Origin of the sequence: Teredinibacter sp. KSP-S5-2 (assembly GCF_032773895.1) — a bacterium.
In the GTDB taxonomy this organism is placed as follows: domain Bacteria; phylum Pseudomonadota; class Gammaproteobacteria; order Pseudomonadales; family Cellvibrionaceae.
In genome coordinates this window covers 181,889-199,647 of record NZ_CP120416.1, presented here as the reverse complement: position 1 = coordinate 199,647, position 17,759 = coordinate 181,889, and the positions used below count along the sequence as shown (strand labels likewise).

The 17,759-nt window shown below is 44.9% G+C and carries 17 protein-coding genes; 7 read left to right on the top strand and 10 right to left on the bottom strand.

The features are described from left to right. Nucleotides 1-4: 4 nt before the first annotated feature. From P5V12_RS00995 to galU, 4 genes are all read right to left on the bottom strand, one after another. Nucleotides 5-439 carry a DUF2846 domain-containing protein gene (locus tag P5V12_RS00995; protein WP_316955370.1) on the bottom strand — a complete coding sequence of 145 codons (435 nt, stop codon included), beginning with the start codon at nucleotides 437-439 and terminating at the stop codon, nucleotides 5-7. A 149-nt stretch (nucleotides 440-588) separates the two neighbouring features. After that, nucleotides 589-1,056 carry a cupin domain-containing protein gene (locus P5V12_RS00990; RefSeq protein ID WP_316955369.1) on the bottom strand — a complete coding sequence of 156 codons (468 nt, stop codon included), beginning with the start codon at nucleotides 1,054-1,056 and terminating at the stop codon, nucleotides 589-591. A gap of 71 nt (nucleotides 1,057-1,127) precedes the next feature. Further along, nucleotides 1,128-2,492 (bottom strand): phosphomannomutase, encoded by a 1,365-nt coding sequence (locus P5V12_RS00985; RefSeq protein WP_316955368.1) that lies wholly within the window; start codon nucleotides 2,490-2,492, stop codon nucleotides 1,128-1,130. Nucleotides 2,493-2,502: 10 nt separating this feature from the next. After that, nucleotides 2,503-3,330 carry a UTP--glucose-1-phosphate uridylyltransferase GalU gene (galU, locus tag P5V12_RS00980; RefSeq protein WP_316955367.1) on the bottom strand — a complete coding sequence of 276 codons (828 nt, stop codon included), beginning with the start codon at nucleotides 3,328-3,330 and terminating at the stop codon, nucleotides 2,503-2,505. A gap of 223 nt (nucleotides 3,331-3,553) precedes the next feature. Between galU and fabA the strand changes: the two genes are divergently transcribed. Together fabA and fabB are read left to right on the top strand one after the other, a co-directional pair. Next, entirely contained in the window at nucleotides 3,554-4,078 is a 525-nt protein-coding gene (fabA, locus tag P5V12_RS00975) for a 3-hydroxyacyl-[acyl-carrier-protein] dehydratase FabA (protein WP_316955366.1), read from the top strand. 123 nt (nucleotides 4,079-4,201) lie between these two features. Continuing rightward, nucleotides 4,202-5,419: a beta-ketoacyl-ACP synthase I gene (gene fabB, locus P5V12_RS00970; RefSeq protein WP_316955365.1), complete on the top strand. Its 1,218-nt coding sequence runs from the start codon at nucleotides 4,202-4,204 to the stop codon at nucleotides 5,417-5,419. Nucleotides 5,420-5,491: 72 nt separating this feature from the next. On the opposite strand, the gene P5V12_RS00965 is transcribed toward fabB, so the two are convergent. Genes P5V12_RS00965 through P5V12_RS00955 form a run of 3 tightly spaced genes read right to left on the bottom strand, consistent with a single transcriptional unit; the run spans nucleotide 5,492 to nucleotide 8,361 of the window. Next, nucleotides 5,492-6,358: a sugar nucleotide-binding protein gene (locus tag P5V12_RS00965; RefSeq protein WP_316955364.1), complete on the bottom strand. Its 867-nt coding sequence runs from the start codon at nucleotides 6,356-6,358 to the stop codon at nucleotides 5,492-5,494. 44 nt (nucleotides 6,359-6,402) lie between these two features. Next, nucleotides 6,403-6,960: a single-stranded DNA-binding protein gene (gene ssb, locus P5V12_RS00960; protein ID WP_316957395.1), complete on the bottom strand. Its 558-nt coding sequence runs from the start codon at nucleotides 6,958-6,960 to the stop codon at nucleotides 6,403-6,405. 54 nt (nucleotides 6,961-7,014) lie between these two features. Then, nucleotides 7,015-8,361 (bottom strand): MFS transporter, encoded by a 1,347-nt coding sequence (locus tag P5V12_RS00955; protein WP_410483316.1) that lies wholly within the window; start codon nucleotides 8,359-8,361, stop codon nucleotides 7,015-7,017. Between the two features lie 374 nt (nucleotides 8,362-8,735). Between P5V12_RS00955 and P5V12_RS00950 the strand changes: the two genes are divergently transcribed. The 3 genes from P5V12_RS00950 to P5V12_RS00940 all read left to right on the top strand — a co-directional run bounded on the left by P5V12_RS00950 (nucleotide 8,736) and on the right by P5V12_RS00940 (nucleotide 13,123). Continuing rightward, on the top strand, nucleotides 8,736-9,398 hold the full coding sequence (locus P5V12_RS00950; RefSeq protein WP_316955363.1) for a LuxR C-terminal-related transcriptional regulator: 663 nt from the start codon (nucleotides 8,736-8,738) through the stop codon (nucleotides 9,396-9,398). A 193-nt stretch (nucleotides 9,399-9,591) separates the two neighbouring features. After that, on the top strand, nucleotides 9,592-12,423 hold the full coding sequence (gene uvrA, locus P5V12_RS00945) for an excinuclease ABC subunit UvrA (protein WP_316955362.1): 2,832 nt from the start codon (nucleotides 9,592-9,594) through the stop codon (nucleotides 12,421-12,423). A gap of 10 nt (nucleotides 12,424-12,433) precedes the next feature. Continuing rightward, complete coding sequence (locus tag P5V12_RS00940) at nucleotides 12,434-13,123, top strand: hypothetical protein (RefSeq protein WP_316955361.1); 690 nt, start codon at nucleotides 12,434-12,436, stop codon at nucleotides 13,121-13,123. Nucleotides 13,124-13,138: 15 nt separating this feature from the next. Here the strand turns inward: P5V12_RS00940 and P5V12_RS00935 are convergent, their stop codons facing one another. After that, nucleotides 13,139-13,531 carry a DUF1801 domain-containing protein gene (locus P5V12_RS00935; protein WP_316955360.1) on the bottom strand — a complete coding sequence of 131 codons (393 nt, stop codon included), beginning with the start codon at nucleotides 13,529-13,531 and terminating at the stop codon, nucleotides 13,139-13,141. A 311-nt stretch (nucleotides 13,532-13,842) separates the two neighbouring features. On the opposite strand from P5V12_RS00935, the gene P5V12_RS00930 reads away from it, so the two are divergent. Then, nucleotides 13,843-14,136 carry a hypothetical protein gene (locus P5V12_RS00930; RefSeq protein WP_316955359.1) on the top strand — a complete coding sequence of 98 codons (294 nt, stop codon included), beginning with the start codon at nucleotides 13,843-13,845 and terminating at the stop codon, nucleotides 14,134-14,136. Nucleotides 14,137-14,245: 109 nt separating this feature from the next. Then, nucleotides 14,246-14,773, top strand: coding sequence for a menaquinone-dependent protoporphyrinogen IX dehydrogenase (hemG, locus tag P5V12_RS00925; protein ID WP_316955358.1), 528 nt, complete (start codon nucleotides 14,246-14,248; stop codon nucleotides 14,771-14,773). 22 nt (nucleotides 14,774-14,795) lie between these two features. On the opposite strand, the gene P5V12_RS00920 is transcribed toward hemG, so the two are convergent. Together P5V12_RS00920 and glgC are read right to left on the bottom strand one after the other, a co-directional pair. Continuing rightward, entirely contained in the window at nucleotides 14,796-16,352 is a 1,557-nt protein-coding gene (locus tag P5V12_RS00920) for a glycogen/starch synthase (protein ID WP_316955357.1), read from the bottom strand. Between the two features lie 98 nt (nucleotides 16,353-16,450). Continuing rightward, nucleotides 16,451-17,722 carry a glucose-1-phosphate adenylyltransferase gene (gene glgC, locus P5V12_RS00915; protein WP_316955356.1) on the bottom strand — a complete coding sequence of 424 codons (1,272 nt, stop codon included), beginning with the start codon at nucleotides 17,720-17,722 and terminating at the stop codon, nucleotides 16,451-16,453. Between the last annotated feature and the right edge of the window lie 37 nt (nucleotides 17,723-17,759).

Below are 17,759 nucleotides of genomic sequence, written 5' to 3'. Positions count from 1 at the left end.
AGCACTAAGGCTTTGAACCATCCTTACAACAAGCTTGCAACTCTGCCAGAGCCTCTTCTTCGAATACTCGACTTAAATACCATGTTCCTACCCACATTCCCTGTCTCATACCCGTTCTTACGTAATACACTTTACCGGCCTCAACATCGAACTCAACTTCTTTATCGATAGCGGCGGTATCTGTATGAAATTTATGCAAGCCAGGCTCAACAACATAACGAAGGTATTGTCCGTTTTGAATTTTGGCAAACTGCTTACCGTTATCAACCAACGCCAAAGCCACCGCACTGCCGGCAAACATTTTAGGTCGATAAAAATAAACTACACCTTTATCCAAAGGTGCCGATTCAACACCGGAAAACTTTACCCCTGTCGCAGCACACCCAGACAAGACCGACATCACCAGCGCAAGAACAAAAGAAAACTTAAAAAGCTTCATGAACAACTCCAAATTATTAAAATAGTTACATTCCTAATCAAAAAGCGCTAATAAACTTAGCGGCAAAACAATACCTTTTTTTGGATAAAGATGTAAATATTTTTCACTGTTTTCGTGTAATCACGCCTTCAACGTTTATTCTTCAACCACTAAATTTTTATATATTTTTCGAGCTTAGAGCTTATCTCACCAAGAGCCTTAGAGATAGCAAGCTCATTATCTGCATACTCAAAGCCGGGAGAAACCGCCTCGCTGATCAAACCGAATTCCCCTTCACACAATTCAGAAGCTTTCCAGAAACCTCCTTTCACCAACAACTGAGGTTCTTGCCCCAGAGAAACATCAGGGCCTAGAATTTTTTCATCCAGTTCACCAGAGGGTGAAACAATCAGATATTTAATCGGTGAGCCAGCGTGATAGAAGTGAAGAATATCGGACTTATTTCGGTGCAGATAACCAATGGGACTATCCTCCGTTAGCATATAGTAAATAGATGTGAGAAGTTTACGTTCTCCATTACCAACAGAGCGACTCGATTCATAGGTTCGCTTGAAATACCCGCCTTCCAGAGGATGCAACTCAAGATTAAGCCGTTGTATATAATCATTTTTCGTCATGCAATTAACCAAACACAGGATAAAAAAAATCCCGCACCAGGCGGGACTTTTTTATACAGTAAAACCAAACTTTAAACGTCGTATTTTTTTACTAACCCAAGAAGCTCTTCTGTTTTTGCTTCCATTAAAGCAATATCGCCATTGGATTCAATATTCAACCGCATTACCGGTTCAGTACTGGAGGAACGAATATTAAATCGCCAACCATCCATCGTCATCGACAGGCCATCCACTTTTTCTATCGCTTTTGCATCGGGACTGTAGAACTCTTCGATTTTACCAATAATAGCCTTGGCATCACCTACGGTATTATTTCGTTCACCACTACAAGGAAAGCGAGCAACGCGATCCGCAACCAGTTCGGAGAGTTTTGCATTACGTTTACTCATTAGCTCAACAACAAGCAGCCACGGAATGTTGCCGTTATCACAATAGGCAAAGTCTCTAAAGTAATGGTGTGCACTCATCTCACCGCCATAAACGGCATCTTCCAAGCGCATACGCTCTTTTATAAATGCATGACCGGTTTTACTTTCGATTGCCTGACCACCGGCTTTTTCTGCAATATCAATCGTATTCCACTTCAACCGAGGGTCATGTACTACCTTGGCTCCAGGATTTTTAATCAAAAACGCCTCGGCCAACAAACCAACAACATAATAACCTTCGATAAATTCGCCATTCTCGTCAAAGAAGAAACAGCGGTCAAAATCACCATCCCAGGCTATTCCTAAATCTGCATTATTGGCTTTTACTGCATCAATGGTTGCCTGACGTTTTTCAGGCAAAATTGGGTTAGGAATACCGTTAGGAAAATTCCCGTCTGGCTCATGGTGCACTTTGATAAACTCAACAGGCAGATGCGATTCCAAACCATCAATAATTGCACCAGCACCACCATTTCCCGAATTCACAACCACTTTAAGCGGTTTAATATCGGATGGGGTAACGTAGCCCAGTAAATGCTCAATATAGTCAGGACGGATATTTTTATGTTCAACCGTCCCTTTGCTGGCCGCTTCGACAAAATTCCCTTTTTCAGCCATAGCGCGAATGTCATTTAGCCCAGAATCTCCAGAAATAGGCTCTGAACCTTTTTTCACCAATTTCATTCCGTTGTAATCCATTGGGTTGTGGCTGGCAGTTACGCAAATCCCACCATCCACACCTAAGTGAAACGTACCAAAATACACCTCTTCAGTACCACACTGGCCGATATGAATGACATTTGCGCCAGCATCGGTTAAACCTTCAACAAGCGCATTGGTTAATTGCTCACTGGTTAAACGAACATCATGCCCAACAACAACCGTTTTTGCGCCTAAAAATTCTACATAGGCACGCCCAACTCGATAGGCAACATCATCATTTAACTGGCTAGGTACTTGGCCTCGAATGTCGTAGGCCTTGAAACAGGTAATTTCGATTGGCTGCATTTTTTATTTCCTATTCTTCAAAGTAAACGTTCTTGTAAACAAAGTTAGTCGCTTCTACGAATCCTGCAACACTTCCGCAATCAAAACGTGTACCTTTGAATTTATAGGCTAAAACACAACCTTTTTGTGCCTGCGTCATAAGCGCATCGGTGATTTGAACCTCACCACCTTTACCCGGAGGTGTCTGCTCAATAATATCAAAAATATCTGGCGTTAAAATATAACGTCCAATAATCGCAAGATTACTTGGTGCATCTTCCGGCGCTGGTTTTTCAACCATTTGATTCACTTGGAAAATGCCGTCTTTTATTTGTTCGCCGGCGATCACACCAAATTTACTGATATCTTTTTCCGGTACTTCCTGCACAGCAACAATACTGCAACGAAACTGTTTATACAGAGCAACCATCTGCGATAACACACCTTCATTTTCTGTCACACATAAATCGTCGGACAGAACCACAGCAAAAGGCTCGTCACCAATTAATCGCTTACCGTTGAGAATGGCGTCGCCCAAACCTTTCATTTCTCCCTGGCGAGTGAACGAAAATTGTCCTTTTGCCATCACCCCACGAATCGAACTCAAGTATTTTTCTTTGCTTGTTCCCGCTATCTGGTGTTCCAGTTCATAACTAACATCAAAATGATCCGCTATTGCGCGCTTGCCGCGGCCGGTAACGAAGCCTATTTCGTTTAAACCTGCTTCTATAGCTTCTTCAACACCATATTGCACCAACGGTTTATTTACGACAGGTAACATTTCCTTGGGCATTGATTTGGTAGCAGGCAAAAATCGTGTTCCGTATCCTGCAACTGGAAAAAGACATTTTTTGATCATGAACTAAACCCTTACTCGTCTCTCTATAATTTGTAGAACTAACCACTCTAGCGTTTTTAAAAACTCGCCGAATATACCACATCACCAAGGAAGTATTTGCCATTACTGCCAAGAATGCCGCGAATTAGCCACTTGATATAGCTGGACATGTGCAATTCTCAAGGTAGAATGGCGCCTTCGTCCTTTGTGACGGTTTTTCGTTCAAAACAAGGCCCATCTAAGAATGCACAATTTCGAGCAAAAATCTTCTTACGATAAAGATGAACTTCTAACCTGTGGTAATGGCCAAATGTTTGGTCCTGGCAATGCCCAGCTACCTGTCCCCAACATGCTCATGCTGGACAGAATTACCCATATCTGCCAATCAGGCGGCGAGTACGGCAAGGGAGAAATCATTGCAGAGCTCGACATCCATAAAGACCTATGGTTTTTCGACTGCCATTTCCCCGGTGACCCGGTTATGCCTGGCTGCTTGGGGCTAGATGCAATGTGGCAACTTGTTGGTTTCTTTCTGGCCTGGAAAGGTAACCCAGGACGAGGTAGAGCGCTTGGCTCTGGCGAGGTGAAGTTTACCGGTCAGATACTCCCTACAGCAGAAAAAGTGAGTTATCACATCCATTTAAAGCGCGTTATCGAGCGCAAACTGGTAATGGGCATAGCCGATGGCAGAGTGGCTGTCGACGGCAAAGAAATCTACTTTGCCAAAGATCTTCGAGTGGGACTATTTACCAACACGAATGATTTTTAACCCTGCTTTGGGGCAGATCGATCCTGTGCGATAATCAGCCCCGCAGTTGGATTGGGTGATCCTTGGAACCTTCTAAGAATTACACAACCCAATAAGCAATATTTTATTTTTATGAGGCACTCTATGAAACGCGTTGTGGTAACAGGCATGGGCATTGTTTCCTGCCTAGGCAATGATACAGACACAGTACTTTCCGCACTGCGAGCAGGTAAATCAGGCATTAAATATAACGAATCCTATGCTGAACACGGCTTTCGCAGCCAGGTTGCAGGATCCATCGATATTGATTTTAACGACCACATTGACCGGAAAGTAAAACGGTTTATGGGCGACGCAGCAGGCTTTTCCTATGTTGCGATGAATGCTGCAATTAAAGATGCTGGATTAACCGAAAGCGAAGTCTCCAATGAAAGAACCGGCATTATCATTGGTTCCGGCGGCGCTTCCACAGAGAGTGTTGTTGAGTCCGCAGACATTATCCGCTCTCGCGGTGTTAAACGTGCAGGCCCATACCGCGTAACTCAAACCATGGGCAGCACCACATCGGCCTGTCTGGCTACACCATTCAAAATCAAGGGCGTGAATTACTCCATCAGCTCTGCCTGTGCAACCAGTGCACACTGCGTGGGTAACGCAATGGAACTGATCCAGCTCGGCAAGCAAGACGTTGTCTTTGCTGGCGGCGGCGAAGAAGAGCACTGGACCCTTACCGGGCTGTTCGATGCCATGGGCGCACTATCAACCAAATACAATGACACGCCCGAACAGGCTTCCCGCCCTTATGACGCGACCCGTGACGGCTTTGTTATTGCCGGCGGTGCCGGAGTATTGGTTATTGAGTCGCTTGACCACGCCTTGGCTCGCGGTGCAAAAATCTATGGAGAACTGGTTGGTTACGGTGCAACCTCTGATGGTTACGATATGGTAGCGCCATCTGGCGAGGGTGCAGCTCGCTGTATGCGTCAGGCAATGCAAGGCATCGGTGATAGCAAAATCGACTACATCAACGCTCACGGCACCAGCACACCAGTCGGTGATATGGCTGAACTTCAAGCAGTTAAGCAGGTTTTTGGTGGCGATGTTCCAGCAATCAGCTCAACCAAGTCATTAACTGGCCACTCACTTGGGGCAACCGGTGTACAAGAAGCTATTTACACTCTGCTAATGATGAAGCACGGCTTTATTGCCGGCTCAGCCAATATCTCAACTCTGGATCCAGAAGCAGAAGGCTTACCGATTATTCGTGAAGCAAAAGACGCTAGTATCGATATAGCAATGTCGAACAGTTTTGGCTTTGGCGGCACTAATGCCACATTGATTTTCAAGCAATACAAAGCCTAACTGAAAGACGTATCAAGAAAAAAAGCCGCTAATAAGCGGCTTTTTTTATGTCCTGAAACCCGTTATCAACACTTACCCCTCGTCCGGCAAACTTTCCAAATAGTGTTTTACCACCAACGAAAACCCAGAACGCCAGGAAACCTGCTGAATACCAAAGTTTTTGGTAAGACGTTTACCACGTAAATTCCCAGTACCCGCGATGCGATGAGTAAAGTCATCCACTGAGCATTCTGAGATTTCGCACGACTCACGCTCGTACTCACGCAGAGTATCAGCCAGTTTGTTTACAAACTCGTATTCACTGCAACTATCCGAACTAGACAGATGAAACACCCCCCAATTTTCAGCGCCACACAAAACCTGCTGCATAATTGCAATTAAGGCATTGGTGGTGGTTTTGATCGTTACAGGCGAAAGCTCATGTTTACTGGAGGCTTTAAAAGGTGTCTTGCCATGAAGCAGCTTTGGCGCAAAGCGGTCAACGAGAGAGGTAGAATCCCCATCGATAAACCAACTGGAGCGAAGCAGAATATGATCCTTTATTTTGGCCACTTCTCGCTCATAATCCAGCCACAGTGAAGCATCTTTATCATCTGGGGTAGGATTCGGCTCTTCCTCTTCACGCAACCCGGACTCATTAAATTGATCACCAAACACACGATGGGAAGAAAGAGCGATTAACGGAGTACTTCTTTGCTCATAGGCCAGTTGAAGTCCCTTCAAAGCTGTCTCGGCTGCCTGATATCCCTGTTCATTATTAGGGTCTACCAACAACAGCGTTATGCTTGGTCGAGCCGCAACAATCTGGGATGCAAGCTCTTCCGGTGACATTCCTTCCAGCTCGGGCAGCTGTACCGAGTAGGGCATTTCTTCCAAGGTGTTCAGTAATGACACCCTCAAACAGGACTTTGCGCCAAGAACAAGAAGTTTAAATGCCACCTAGAACCTACGCTTGCTGAGTACGTGTTAACTAATTATGTCTGCTAGAACGGAATATCGTCTTCGAAGCTGTCCATTGCAGGAGGTTGCTGCATCGGAGGTACATTCTGCTGAGGAGGTTGTTGAGGATGAGATTGCGGTGGCATCTGCTGCTGACCATAACCACCCTGCTGTTGCGGTGCAGACTGAGGCATGGCCTGAGGTTGAGCTTGCGGTTGTGGAGCGTAGCCACCTTGCTGGGGAGCATAACCACCTTCGCCAGCACGAGAGTCAAGCATTTGCATCTCACTGGCAACAATCTCTGTGGTGTAACGATCCTGACCACTTTGATCCTGCCATTTACGTGTTCTTAAAGAGCCTTCAACGTAAACTTTGCCGCCTTTGCGCAGATATTCGCCGGCAATTTCCGCCAAGCGATTAAAGAAAACCACACGATGCCACTCAGTACGCTCTTGCGGCTGACCGGTTTGTTTGTCCTTCCAGGTTTCAGAGGTAGCAACGCTGATATTCGTTACTGCACCGCCGCTAGGCATATATTTTGTCTCAGGATCCTGGCCACAATTGCCCACCAAGATAACTTTGTTTACGCCTCTAGCCACGATACTCTCCTCTACCCTATACATTTACAAAAAAACTAACGGCACATTCTAGCGCTTTTAGTGAGGGGCTGTTAACACATTTTCAAGCTGTTGCTCGTTAAAAAGCTGTTTATCTACCTTCAGATAAAGTAGCGATTCTTCCACCACTACTAAGGCTTCTTCCACCCCAACCAAGGACTTCACGTCCCCTGCCCCGGCAAAACCTTCCGGGATGCTATAGCACAAACTACTCAAATACTTGGGTTTGGCCATCGTCCAGGCTAAAGCCCCCCAGAGCGCTACCAGGGTTGCGCAACAGAAAAATAAAAACTCCCCGCTAGATTGGTAACTCATCAACGCGCCGCCTATAGCTCCGCCGCAGAAGGCCCCCAGAAACTGGCTTGTCGAGTAAATTCCCATCGCCGTGCCCTTGGAGCCAACGGGAGCAATCTTACTCACTAATGAAGGAAGCGTTGCCTCCAAAAGGTTAAACGCTACAAAAAAGACAAAAACCAAAAACACCAGCCAGTATCCGTTACCGGAAAACACACCCATGCCAAACAGGCACGCAGCCATTGCAAATATCGCCCCAAGAAAAACACCCTTAACCTGGCGTTTACGTTCCGCCAGGAGCATAAAAGGTAACATTGCCACAAAGCTCAACAACAAAACCGGCAGATATACTCGCCAATGCTGGGCTTTATCCAAACCTAGCTCAGCCTGGAGCAACCCGGGAAGCACAACAAAACTGGCCATTAAAACGCAGTGAAGACTAAAAATCCCCCAGTTCAAGCGAAACAACTCACCATTTTTAATGGTGGCAAGAATTAGCGACGGTATAGCGCCTGTATCACGGTGAGACTTATGAAAACGGGGCGGAGTGGGAAGCAAAAATAATACGATAAGAATCCCAACTACAGACAACACCGCAGAGAGGATAAACACTCCTTCTAAACCCGCAATAGCAGCCAGGCTGGGGCCAACCACCATGGCCAAAGTAAACGATAGACCGATAGACGCACCGATTGCCGCCATCGCTTTCGTTCGGTTTTGCTCTGAAGTCAGGTCTGCAACGGTCGCCATAATGGCACTCGCAATAGCACCACTGCCCTGCAAAGCCCGTCCAATAATTAAACCTTCAACTGTCGTTGAAAAAGCTGCCACCAAACTCCCGGCAGCAAAAATTACCAAGCCCGAAATAATAATCAGCTTACGACCAAAGATATCCGACATGAGCCCCAAAGGAATTTGAAACACCGCTTGAGTAAGGCCATACACGCCTAACGCCAACCCCAAAGTAAAAGGTGTCGCGCCAAGGTAGCCTTTTCCGTATAGAACAAGGATGGGCAGCACCATGAACAGGCCCAGCATTCGAAAGGCATACAGCATAGCCAATGACGTAACGGATCTAACCTCAGTAGACAATGTGAACTCCTGCTCGTAAGTTTAGTGGGCGCGATTCTAACAGCAGCTGCCAGGTTAAGCAGTAAAAGGTGAGTACAAATACTCAGATTTGCTATTTGCTTACGAAACAAACAGAAAAAATATACATAGGTATACATATATCAGGCAAAATGCGTTTTACTATGAAATTCGTGCTTTAGCATTAGTAATTGGGTTACAATCCCAACGTTGTGCCGTCAGTGGTGGCGCAAGAATATGACAATAAAATATTCAGGGAGGATACTTGCAGGGCTTTGTTGCTACACTATAGTGGGCAAGACCTGCGGGGAAATCGAAGTCATTGATCATTCGAGATTAAAAATTAGGCAGTTTACTTCTTCACACTAGGTATTAATGTGTCGCAACCAGAACATCAAAATATATTTTCAAACAAACGGATTGCGCTGTTTTCATACAATGGTAGCTTGCAGACAGGCTTACTGGCGAACCTGATCGCCGCAGAGCTTGGCGTCAAGTGTCAGCAGTACAGTTCAGTCTCTCAAGTACCTGAAGAAACGGACTTACTCCTCATCGACTGTCACGGGCAAGATATGCAAGTGCTGAACGACCTTGCCCATGAAGTTAATGATCTACCCAATATCACCGCAGCGCTACTTAATGCGGAGCAGGAATCAGAGCACGAAAACCTCTTGGACTGGCCTTGTGTCTCCGGCCTTTTCTACGCCGATACAGACCAAGACCAACTTATACGAGGTTTAACCCAGTTGCTCGAAGGTGATTTCTGGGTACCACGTCGTCTTCTTCACCATTTTTTGAACAAAAACAGAAAAGCGCCTTCATCGGTCAAACGACCTGATGTGAAATTAACCAAGCGCGAGCGCCAGATTCTTCAACTCATCAAAGACGGAGCAACTAATGCGGATATTGCTGAAGCACTTTCCGTTAGTGAGCACACCGTCAAAAGTCATTTGTACAATGTGTACAAAAAAATTGGCGTAAGAAATCGTTTAGAAGCCAGTAATTGGGTTCGTGATCTAGACGATCTGGACAATCTGTAAGCAATCCATCCAGCTCAAGCTTTACGCACACTGACATACTCCTGACAGCTTCTGTCAGGAGTACTATCCGATACTCTCCCTTCTCAATTCACCCAAAATGCTCGATACATCGTATAGAGTTGTCTAGCTCGATTCCCGTATACTAGCGGGCTTCGTTTTACGCCAACCTATCAGATAAGACTGGAACTCATCCGTGGATAAAATTGTTGTTCGTGGCGCACGCACACATAACTTAAAAAACGTCAATCTGGAAATCCCCCGAGACAAACTGGTAGTGATTACCGGTTTATCCGGTTCGGGAAAATCATCCCTTGCCTTCGACACTCTTTATGCCGAAGGACAAAGACGCTACGTTGAATCCTTATCCACCTACGCCAGACAGTTTTTATCCATGATGGAAAAACCGGACGTTGACCATATTGAAGGTCTGAGCCCGGCAATATCTATTGAGCAGAAGTCCACATCGCACAATCCCCGCTCTACTGTGGGTACTATCACCGAGATTTACGACTACCTGCGCCTGCTTTTCGCTCGGGTGGGAGAGCCTCGCTGTCCTATTCACGGAGAGCCACTCTCCGCACAAACCGTTTCACAAATGGTCGATCAGGTTTTACGCATGCCAGAAGGCAGCAAAACCATGCTACTCGCTCCCATTATTCGCGATCGAAAAGGTGAGCATCTGCATGTATTTGATAGCCTGCAAAGAGACGGTTTTATTCGCGCCCGGATTGATGGCATCGTATGTGACCTTGACGACACGCCGAAATTAGATAAGCGGAAAAAACACACCATAGAAGTGATTGTCGATCGATTTAAAGTTCGGGAAGATATTCAGGTTCGCCTGGCGGAATCCTTCGAAACCGCTCTTCACCTATCCGACGGCATCGCCATAGTCGCAGATATGGACGGCAAAAAAAGCGATCAAGTATTCTCGGCCAAGCATTCGTGCCCAGTATGTGATTACGCGTTATCCGAGCTGGAACCCCGACTATTTTCCTTTAACAACCCTGCCGGCGCTTGCCCATCCTGCGATGGTTTAGGCGTTAAACAGTTTTTTTCTGAAGATAAAATCGTTCATTACCCGGAAGCCTCTCTGTCAGAAGGCGCGATTCGCAGTTGGGATAAACGCAACCTGTATTATTTCCATATGCTGACATCGCTGGCGGAACATTACGGCTTCGATATTGAAAAACCCTGGAACAAACTCGCCAAAAAATATCGCAATATCATTTTGTACGGTTCAGCCGAAGAGGTGATCGACTTCACCTACGAAAATGATCGCGGCGATACTTTCCACCGCACACATGCTTTTGAAGGTGTAATACCGAATTTGGAAAGACGCTATCGTGATACGGATTCTTCCTCTGTCAGGGAAGAGTTGGCGAAATTACTCTCTACCATGCGCTGTCCCGACTGTGGTGGTGCACGTCTTAACAAAGATGCCCGTAATGTTTTTGTCGATAATAAAACGCTGCCGGAAATCACTGAACTGCCTGTTGGTGACGCTCACCAGTATTTTCTTCAGCTTGAATTCAGTGGTTCAAAACAAGAAATCGCCGATAAAATCCTAAAAGAACTGAGAGACAGATTCCGTTTTTTAGTGGATGTCGGGTTGAATTATCTAACCCTCAACCGGAGCGCAGAAACACTGTCCGGTGGTGAAGCTCAACGAATTCGACTCGCCAGCCAAATAGGTGCCGGCCTGGTTGGCGTTATGTACATTTTAGATGAGCCTTCGATTGGCTTACACCAAAGGGACAACGACCGCCTGTTAAAAACGCTCACTCATTTACGTGATCTTGGCAATACCGTTATTGTTGTCGAACATGATGAAGATGCCATTCGAACCGCAGATTATATTATTGATGTCGGCCCTGGAGCAGGTGTTCACGGCGGCGAAATTATTGCGCAAGGCGGCTACCAACAAATTATAAAATCCAAAAAATCTGTCACTGGCCAATACCTTTGCGGAAAAAAAGCCATTGCGGTACCACAGATCCGTAATTCTAATAAACAGGATCAAAAACTCGTGTTATCCGGTGCAACAGGGAATAACCTGAAATCCGTTACTCTGGAAATTCCCATAGGCTTAATGACATGTGTGACAGGTGTTTCCGGCTCAGGCAAATCAACCCTGATTAACAGCACCCTGTACCCGTTAGCAGCAACGACACTTAATGGTGCAACCACACTGACACCAGCGGCCTACGAAAGCATTGACGGCTTTCAGTATTTGGATAAATGTGTCGACATCGATCAAAGCCCCATAGGACGCACACCACGCTCAAATCCCGCAACCTACACGGGAATATTCACACCGATCAGGGATATCTTTGCAGGCACTCAGGAAGCCCGTTCACGGGGTTACAAAGCAGGCCGGTTTAGCTTTAATGTGAAGGGTGGGCGTTGCGAAGCCTGCCAAGGCGATGGTGTTGTCAAAGTGGAAATGCACTTTTTACCTGACGTCTATGTACCCTGCGACCAATGCCACGGTAAACGCTATAACCGTGAAACGCTGGAAATCAAATACAAAGGTAAAAATATCCACGAATGTCTGGATATGACGGTTGAAGATGCTCGCGAATTTTTCGATGCTATCCCCGCTGTGGCGAAAAAGCTGCAAACGCTGATTGATGTCGGCTTGTCCTATATTCGTTTGGGACAAGCTGCCACCACGCTGTCTGGTGGTGAAGCGCAACGGGTAAAACTGGCGAAAGAGCTTTCCAAGCGAGACACGGGAAAAACACTGTATATTCTGGATGAACCCACCACAGGCTTACACTTCCACGACATTCAGCAATTGCTTAATGTATTGCATCGTCTGAGAGATCACGGCAACACCATTGTGGTGATTGAGCATAATTTGGATGTAGTCAAAACTGCCGATTGGATTGTTGATCTTGGCCCAGAAGGCGGAAGCGGCGGTGGAGAAATTATTGCAACGGGAACACCGGAAGCCATTTGCAAAGTTAAGAAATCCCACACAGGGAAATTTCTCAAGCCTTTACTGAGTGCAAAAAAGTAAACCCTCGCTTGTGAAGAAACATGCAATTTACAGTCTTTTACTAGCGACACTCGCTTCCTGCACCGGGCCTCAAGCGCCCAGTGCAGGCACAGATATTCTACTCTTCTTACGGCCCAATCATCCTCCTCTCTACGCTGTTCAATTGCCGGACTCTATTCGACAAGAGCAGCTTATTGACAACGACGGCAATGCCTACGTCACCTCATGGAGAGTATCAAATGAAAATACCGAAAATTTTTTCGATGCACAGAAAAAATGCCAGGAAGACATTTATAAAAAGCAATTTATTCTACGAGCAGCACCGCTTCATAAAATACCGGAGCATTTAATTACACCAAACTTATACAAAGAGCATACAACCTGTATAAAAGGCCACAACCTGGAACTAGTCGATTCCGAAGGCTATTTTCCTGAAAATTTTGTACTTAATGCCTATCGCAGTCACTCAGCCACCGTTAGACAACAATACATGCCTGTAGGTGGAAAAATAATTCTGACCAAACCCGGCACGTCATTCAAACAAGTGTATCAAGATGTAAAGCAATGCGATGTTCGTGCGAGCCAGTATGGAGAAAATGGTGTAGAAGAAAGCTACCCTGGAAACTTTATTCATGTCAGTATCGAAAAATATTACTACACTCTTGCAAAATGCCTTGAAGAGCTAAGCTACCAAGTCGAACATCTTTCAGATAAAAAATAGACTCTGCCCCTTGAATTACAGGAAATAACAAAAAGCCAAACGAATACACTCCCGAAGCGGTTCGTACGACAAGGGTTTATTTATTGGTATCACAACAGCTCGATTCCCTTCAAACGTTAATACGTCAGAAAAAAGAACACGATACTTATCAACTAGTGAAGTCTTACAATTTACAAATAAATAGATATTTTCCGGCGTCTTACTTTTCCAGGCTATTCTGACAGCGGTGCCAATCCGAGGGTTTATAGGCCGATAACTGGGCTCTCCCCACTTAAGGCTTTCCTCCAACATTTTCACGCCTTCATCTTTCGCCACTTCGTAAATTATATTACGTAAATCAAGCAAACATTTTCTTGCTTCTTTTGGATAGCCTGAAAATATTTTATCAACCGGTTTTGGTATTTTCACCCTCATTTCCTTCATACCTTTTTCCGAGCGAGAAATTCATCAAAAAACATAAAACGCCAGAAAATAAAAAAAACAACCCAAATCAAATATACAATCATTTTATTATTGAGAATTGAAATAAAATCACTGATATAATCGCGCCCTGAAACGTCCACCCAGAATACAATAAAAATCACGAAATAATGAGAATAATTACGACAAGCTTTGCACAGTTTGAAATTCATCAGTTTTTAATAATCGTTAGAATAAATGAAGGGGTAGACTTAAATAAAAGTTATTTAAACGAAATAATCCGGATTTTGAAGCTAAATATGATTCACCCCTTCGGCTGGATATCCGACAAGATCAATAGCTACTCTGTAGACCCATCCATATTCAATCGTTTAATACGTGAAGTCAGCAATTTTATGTGTTTTTGTAATGTTGTTTATGGTGATGAGCGAAAAGACCTGACCACCGTAGGAAGGGCGTTTTGTCCAGATAATTTTCCCATGGCGGCATTTCACACACTAGAGGATGCCAAAACCTGGGTTAATCACACCATTCACAGTCGACCTCATATTCCCGCCAACCAGGCATACCGCAGTTATATCCAGCGCTTATAAGCGCTGCATGACAGAATTCCTATAAACAGGCACCAAATTTGTCCTAGCTTAAGGAAGAAGCTTACTCAACTCAGTATATTCCGCCTTGTATTTAATTTGAGCATAAACAATGGGTAAGTATCTTCTTCTTTACTCAACTACAGATGGCCAAACCAAGAAAATATGTGAGCGGATTCAGTTGGACCTGAAACGCCTGGGGAACTATGCCCTCTGTAAACCACTTACAGAGGCCAGCAAACAGGAACTAAAAGAGCACGAAAAAATCATTATCGGCGCGAGTATTCGTTATGGCAAACATAACCCAAGTGTCTATCAGTTTATTGATGATAACCTGGCGCTATTAGAAGAAAAACCCAGTGCGTTTTTTTCCGTGAATGTCGTTGCCCGAAAGCCAGAGAAAAACCAGCCAACAACCAACCCTTATGTGAAGAAGTTTTTTTCTGAAATTACCTGGCAACCGAACTTGATAGGCGTTTTCGCCGGTAGACTAAACTATCAGCGGTATTCATTTTGGGACAGATTGATCATTCGTTTTATTATGGTATTAACCAAGGGGCCTACCGACCCCCGTACAAACGTCGAATACACTGACTGGAATAAAGTACACGATTTTACGCTTAAAGCTCACCGGCTTTAAGCATCTATCGCATAATTATTTTTTAATAGATGCGTTCCAAATAAGCCTTAACACTTTCCTCCCAGGTAAAACGTGCTTTTGCTGCTGCCTTACATAAGCTCGCATAAATAACGTTATTGTTTTGGTAGAGATTTAGTGCTTCATCAAAAATACCGACCAGATTTTCCGCCTGCTCAAATATATTATTACCACTAAAGGCAAATCCATTCTTAGTGTGGGTAACCGTATCTTTTAATCCACCAACCTGATTCACCAAGCAAGGCTGGCCCGCACGCATAGCTAGCATTTGAGAGATACCACAAGGCTCGAACGAACTGGGCATAAGAAAGAGATCACCAAACTTATACAACTCCTGAGACAAAGCGTCCGAGTATCCGTTTAGGAAAATAAAGTTATCGTGTACCGCACTCATTTTGGTAAAGAATGATTCCAATTTTGAATCACCGTTACCGAGCATAATATATGTTCCTTCATCACCTAACCGATTGAGAATAACTTCCAATGCTGTGCGCCCACGGGAGACTTTAGTCTGCAAAATACGGGATTTCTGTTCGGTAACTCGACCAATGGAAAGCATGGTAAAACCAGCATTTTTTTTCGCCAGCCAATCTTTAGTACGCCGCTCAGCAATCCAGTGCGCACTGGCTAAATGCGTTGATTCAGCAGCCCATTTCAATAACGCAGTATCAATCATCTCACCAATTTTTTTGCGCGATGGTTTGGTGTACTTTGCCCCCTTGGGATATTCGCAGCCATTTAAAATACCCACTAAATCACCGTTCTGCGCACGAATACTCAATTCATGCTGCAGGCCTTCGCCACCATAAATACCTTGGCTGTATTGACTCGGATGTTGAATTTCTTCGGCGTAGGTCGGAGATACTGTATGCACTTTATCCGCAAGAAGTATTCCTGCCCTCATGGGGTTTACGCAATCTTTAAAACGCGCATCGCAAATCATTTCCGCATCGTATGCCAACTCAGGGAACCATTGAGCAAATGATGACTCATCACCTTTTAAAGGTCGTACCCCCTGCATGGCCAGATTATGAATGGTATATACGGTATGAATTCCCAGCAGATCTTTATACTGTGCGGCATATTTTAACAAAATCAACAAAAACGCCGCGTGCCAATCATGGCAGTGAATCACATCTGGCCGGGCAATTGCCCCGATCTTCAACCCTTGAGCAACAGCAGCACAAAATAATGCAAATTTGGTTGCATCTGTTGCAAAGGGCTGCCAATCGGGGTCGTTACAATAAACCTTCTCGCCTTTAGGAGCGAACTCAGGATGGTGCAGAATAATATTATTAACTTTCGACCCTTTTTCCTGATAGTGGAGCAATGATATTTCATATATTTTGCCACCAAAGATTACTGCATAGCTGGTAATTAATACTGCCCCCTCCAGCCTTGCGAGAAAACCATATGAAGGCAAAACCACATCCACTTCACACCCTTGCTTGATTAAAGCTTTAGGTGCGTCACGGATAACATCGCCAACGCCACCAACTTTTGCTCTAGGCAACGCATCGTTTTCGGCAGCAACCATAAGAATCTTTTTATTATTTTGCATAGAAATTCTATTTAACAGAGGTTGATTTGAGGACAACAGTGTAAAGTGATGGGCAGTGGGAAAACAAGGCTTGCTCTAATCGAGCAAGCCTCTTAGAGCTACTTGTTACCGCTATCCAGTTTCTCCAGCATTTCTCTTGTTACCAGAGTTATGCCTTTCTGGGTTACTCTGAAACCGCGAGCCTTGTCGTGCTCGTGGTCGTGGCCGATGATCATACCTTCAGGGATCACACATGCCGAATCGATAATCGCGCGCTTAACCTTAGCCCGGCGATGAATTGTGACCTCCGGCAATAATACAGACTCCTCAATTTCGCTATAGGAATGAACCCGAACATCCGAGAATACAACAGAGCCGGTTATTTTACCTCCGGAGATAATACAGCCACCGGAAACCATAGAGTCAACTGCATAGCCTCGGCGGTCATCGTCGTCAAACACAAATTTGGCAGGAGGTAGTTGTGTCTGATAAGTCCAGATAGGCCAATGGCGGTTATATAAATTTAAGGAAGGGCTCGGTTCTACCAATTCCATATTGGCCTGCCAGAATGAATCCAAAGTCCCCACGTCACGCCAATATGATGTGTCGCCGGTATCAGGGTCCCGGAACCGATAAGCCTGAATAGTAAACTCTTCAATTAAAGACGGAATAATGTTTTTACCAAAATCATGTTCCGACGAATCATCCTCGGCATCACGCTGCAAATGGTCAAAGAGAAACTCCGTATTAAAAACATAGTTTCCCATTGAGGCCAATGTGTAGCCAGGCTTGTCTTTTAACTCTGTTGGGTTAGCAGGTTTTTCATCGAAACGATATATTCGATTGTTTTCATCAACCGACATCACACCAAACGCACCAGCCGCTTCCTCAATAGGCACTTCCATGCAGGATACGGTTAAGTCTGCGCCAGATTCAACGTGATGGGCCAACATCGCACCATAATCCATTTGATAAACATGGTCGCCAGAAAGCACCAATAAATATTTTGGTGCCTCGGCTTGAATAATATCCATATTCTGGAAGATGGCGTCGGCAGTTCCTTGATACCAATTAGGTGAATACCGTTGGGATGCAGGCAACACTTCGACAAATTCACCATGTTCTTTTTTAAAGTGACTCCAACCTCGGATAATATGGCGGATTAAAGAGTGCGCTTTATACTGCGTTAATATCCCAATTCGCCGGATACCCGAATTAATACAGTTCGATAAGGGGAAATCGATAATTCGAAACTTTCCCCCAAAATGCAATGCTGGCTTAGCACGCCAGTCTGTTAATTCGTGTAAACGGCTGCCTCGCCCCCCGGCAAGGACCAGTGCCATGGTATCCCGAGTTAAACGGCTAACATAGCGAGAATTAGGATCGAGCATTTGGCTTCTCCGTGTTTTTTATTTTCGGCAATCTATA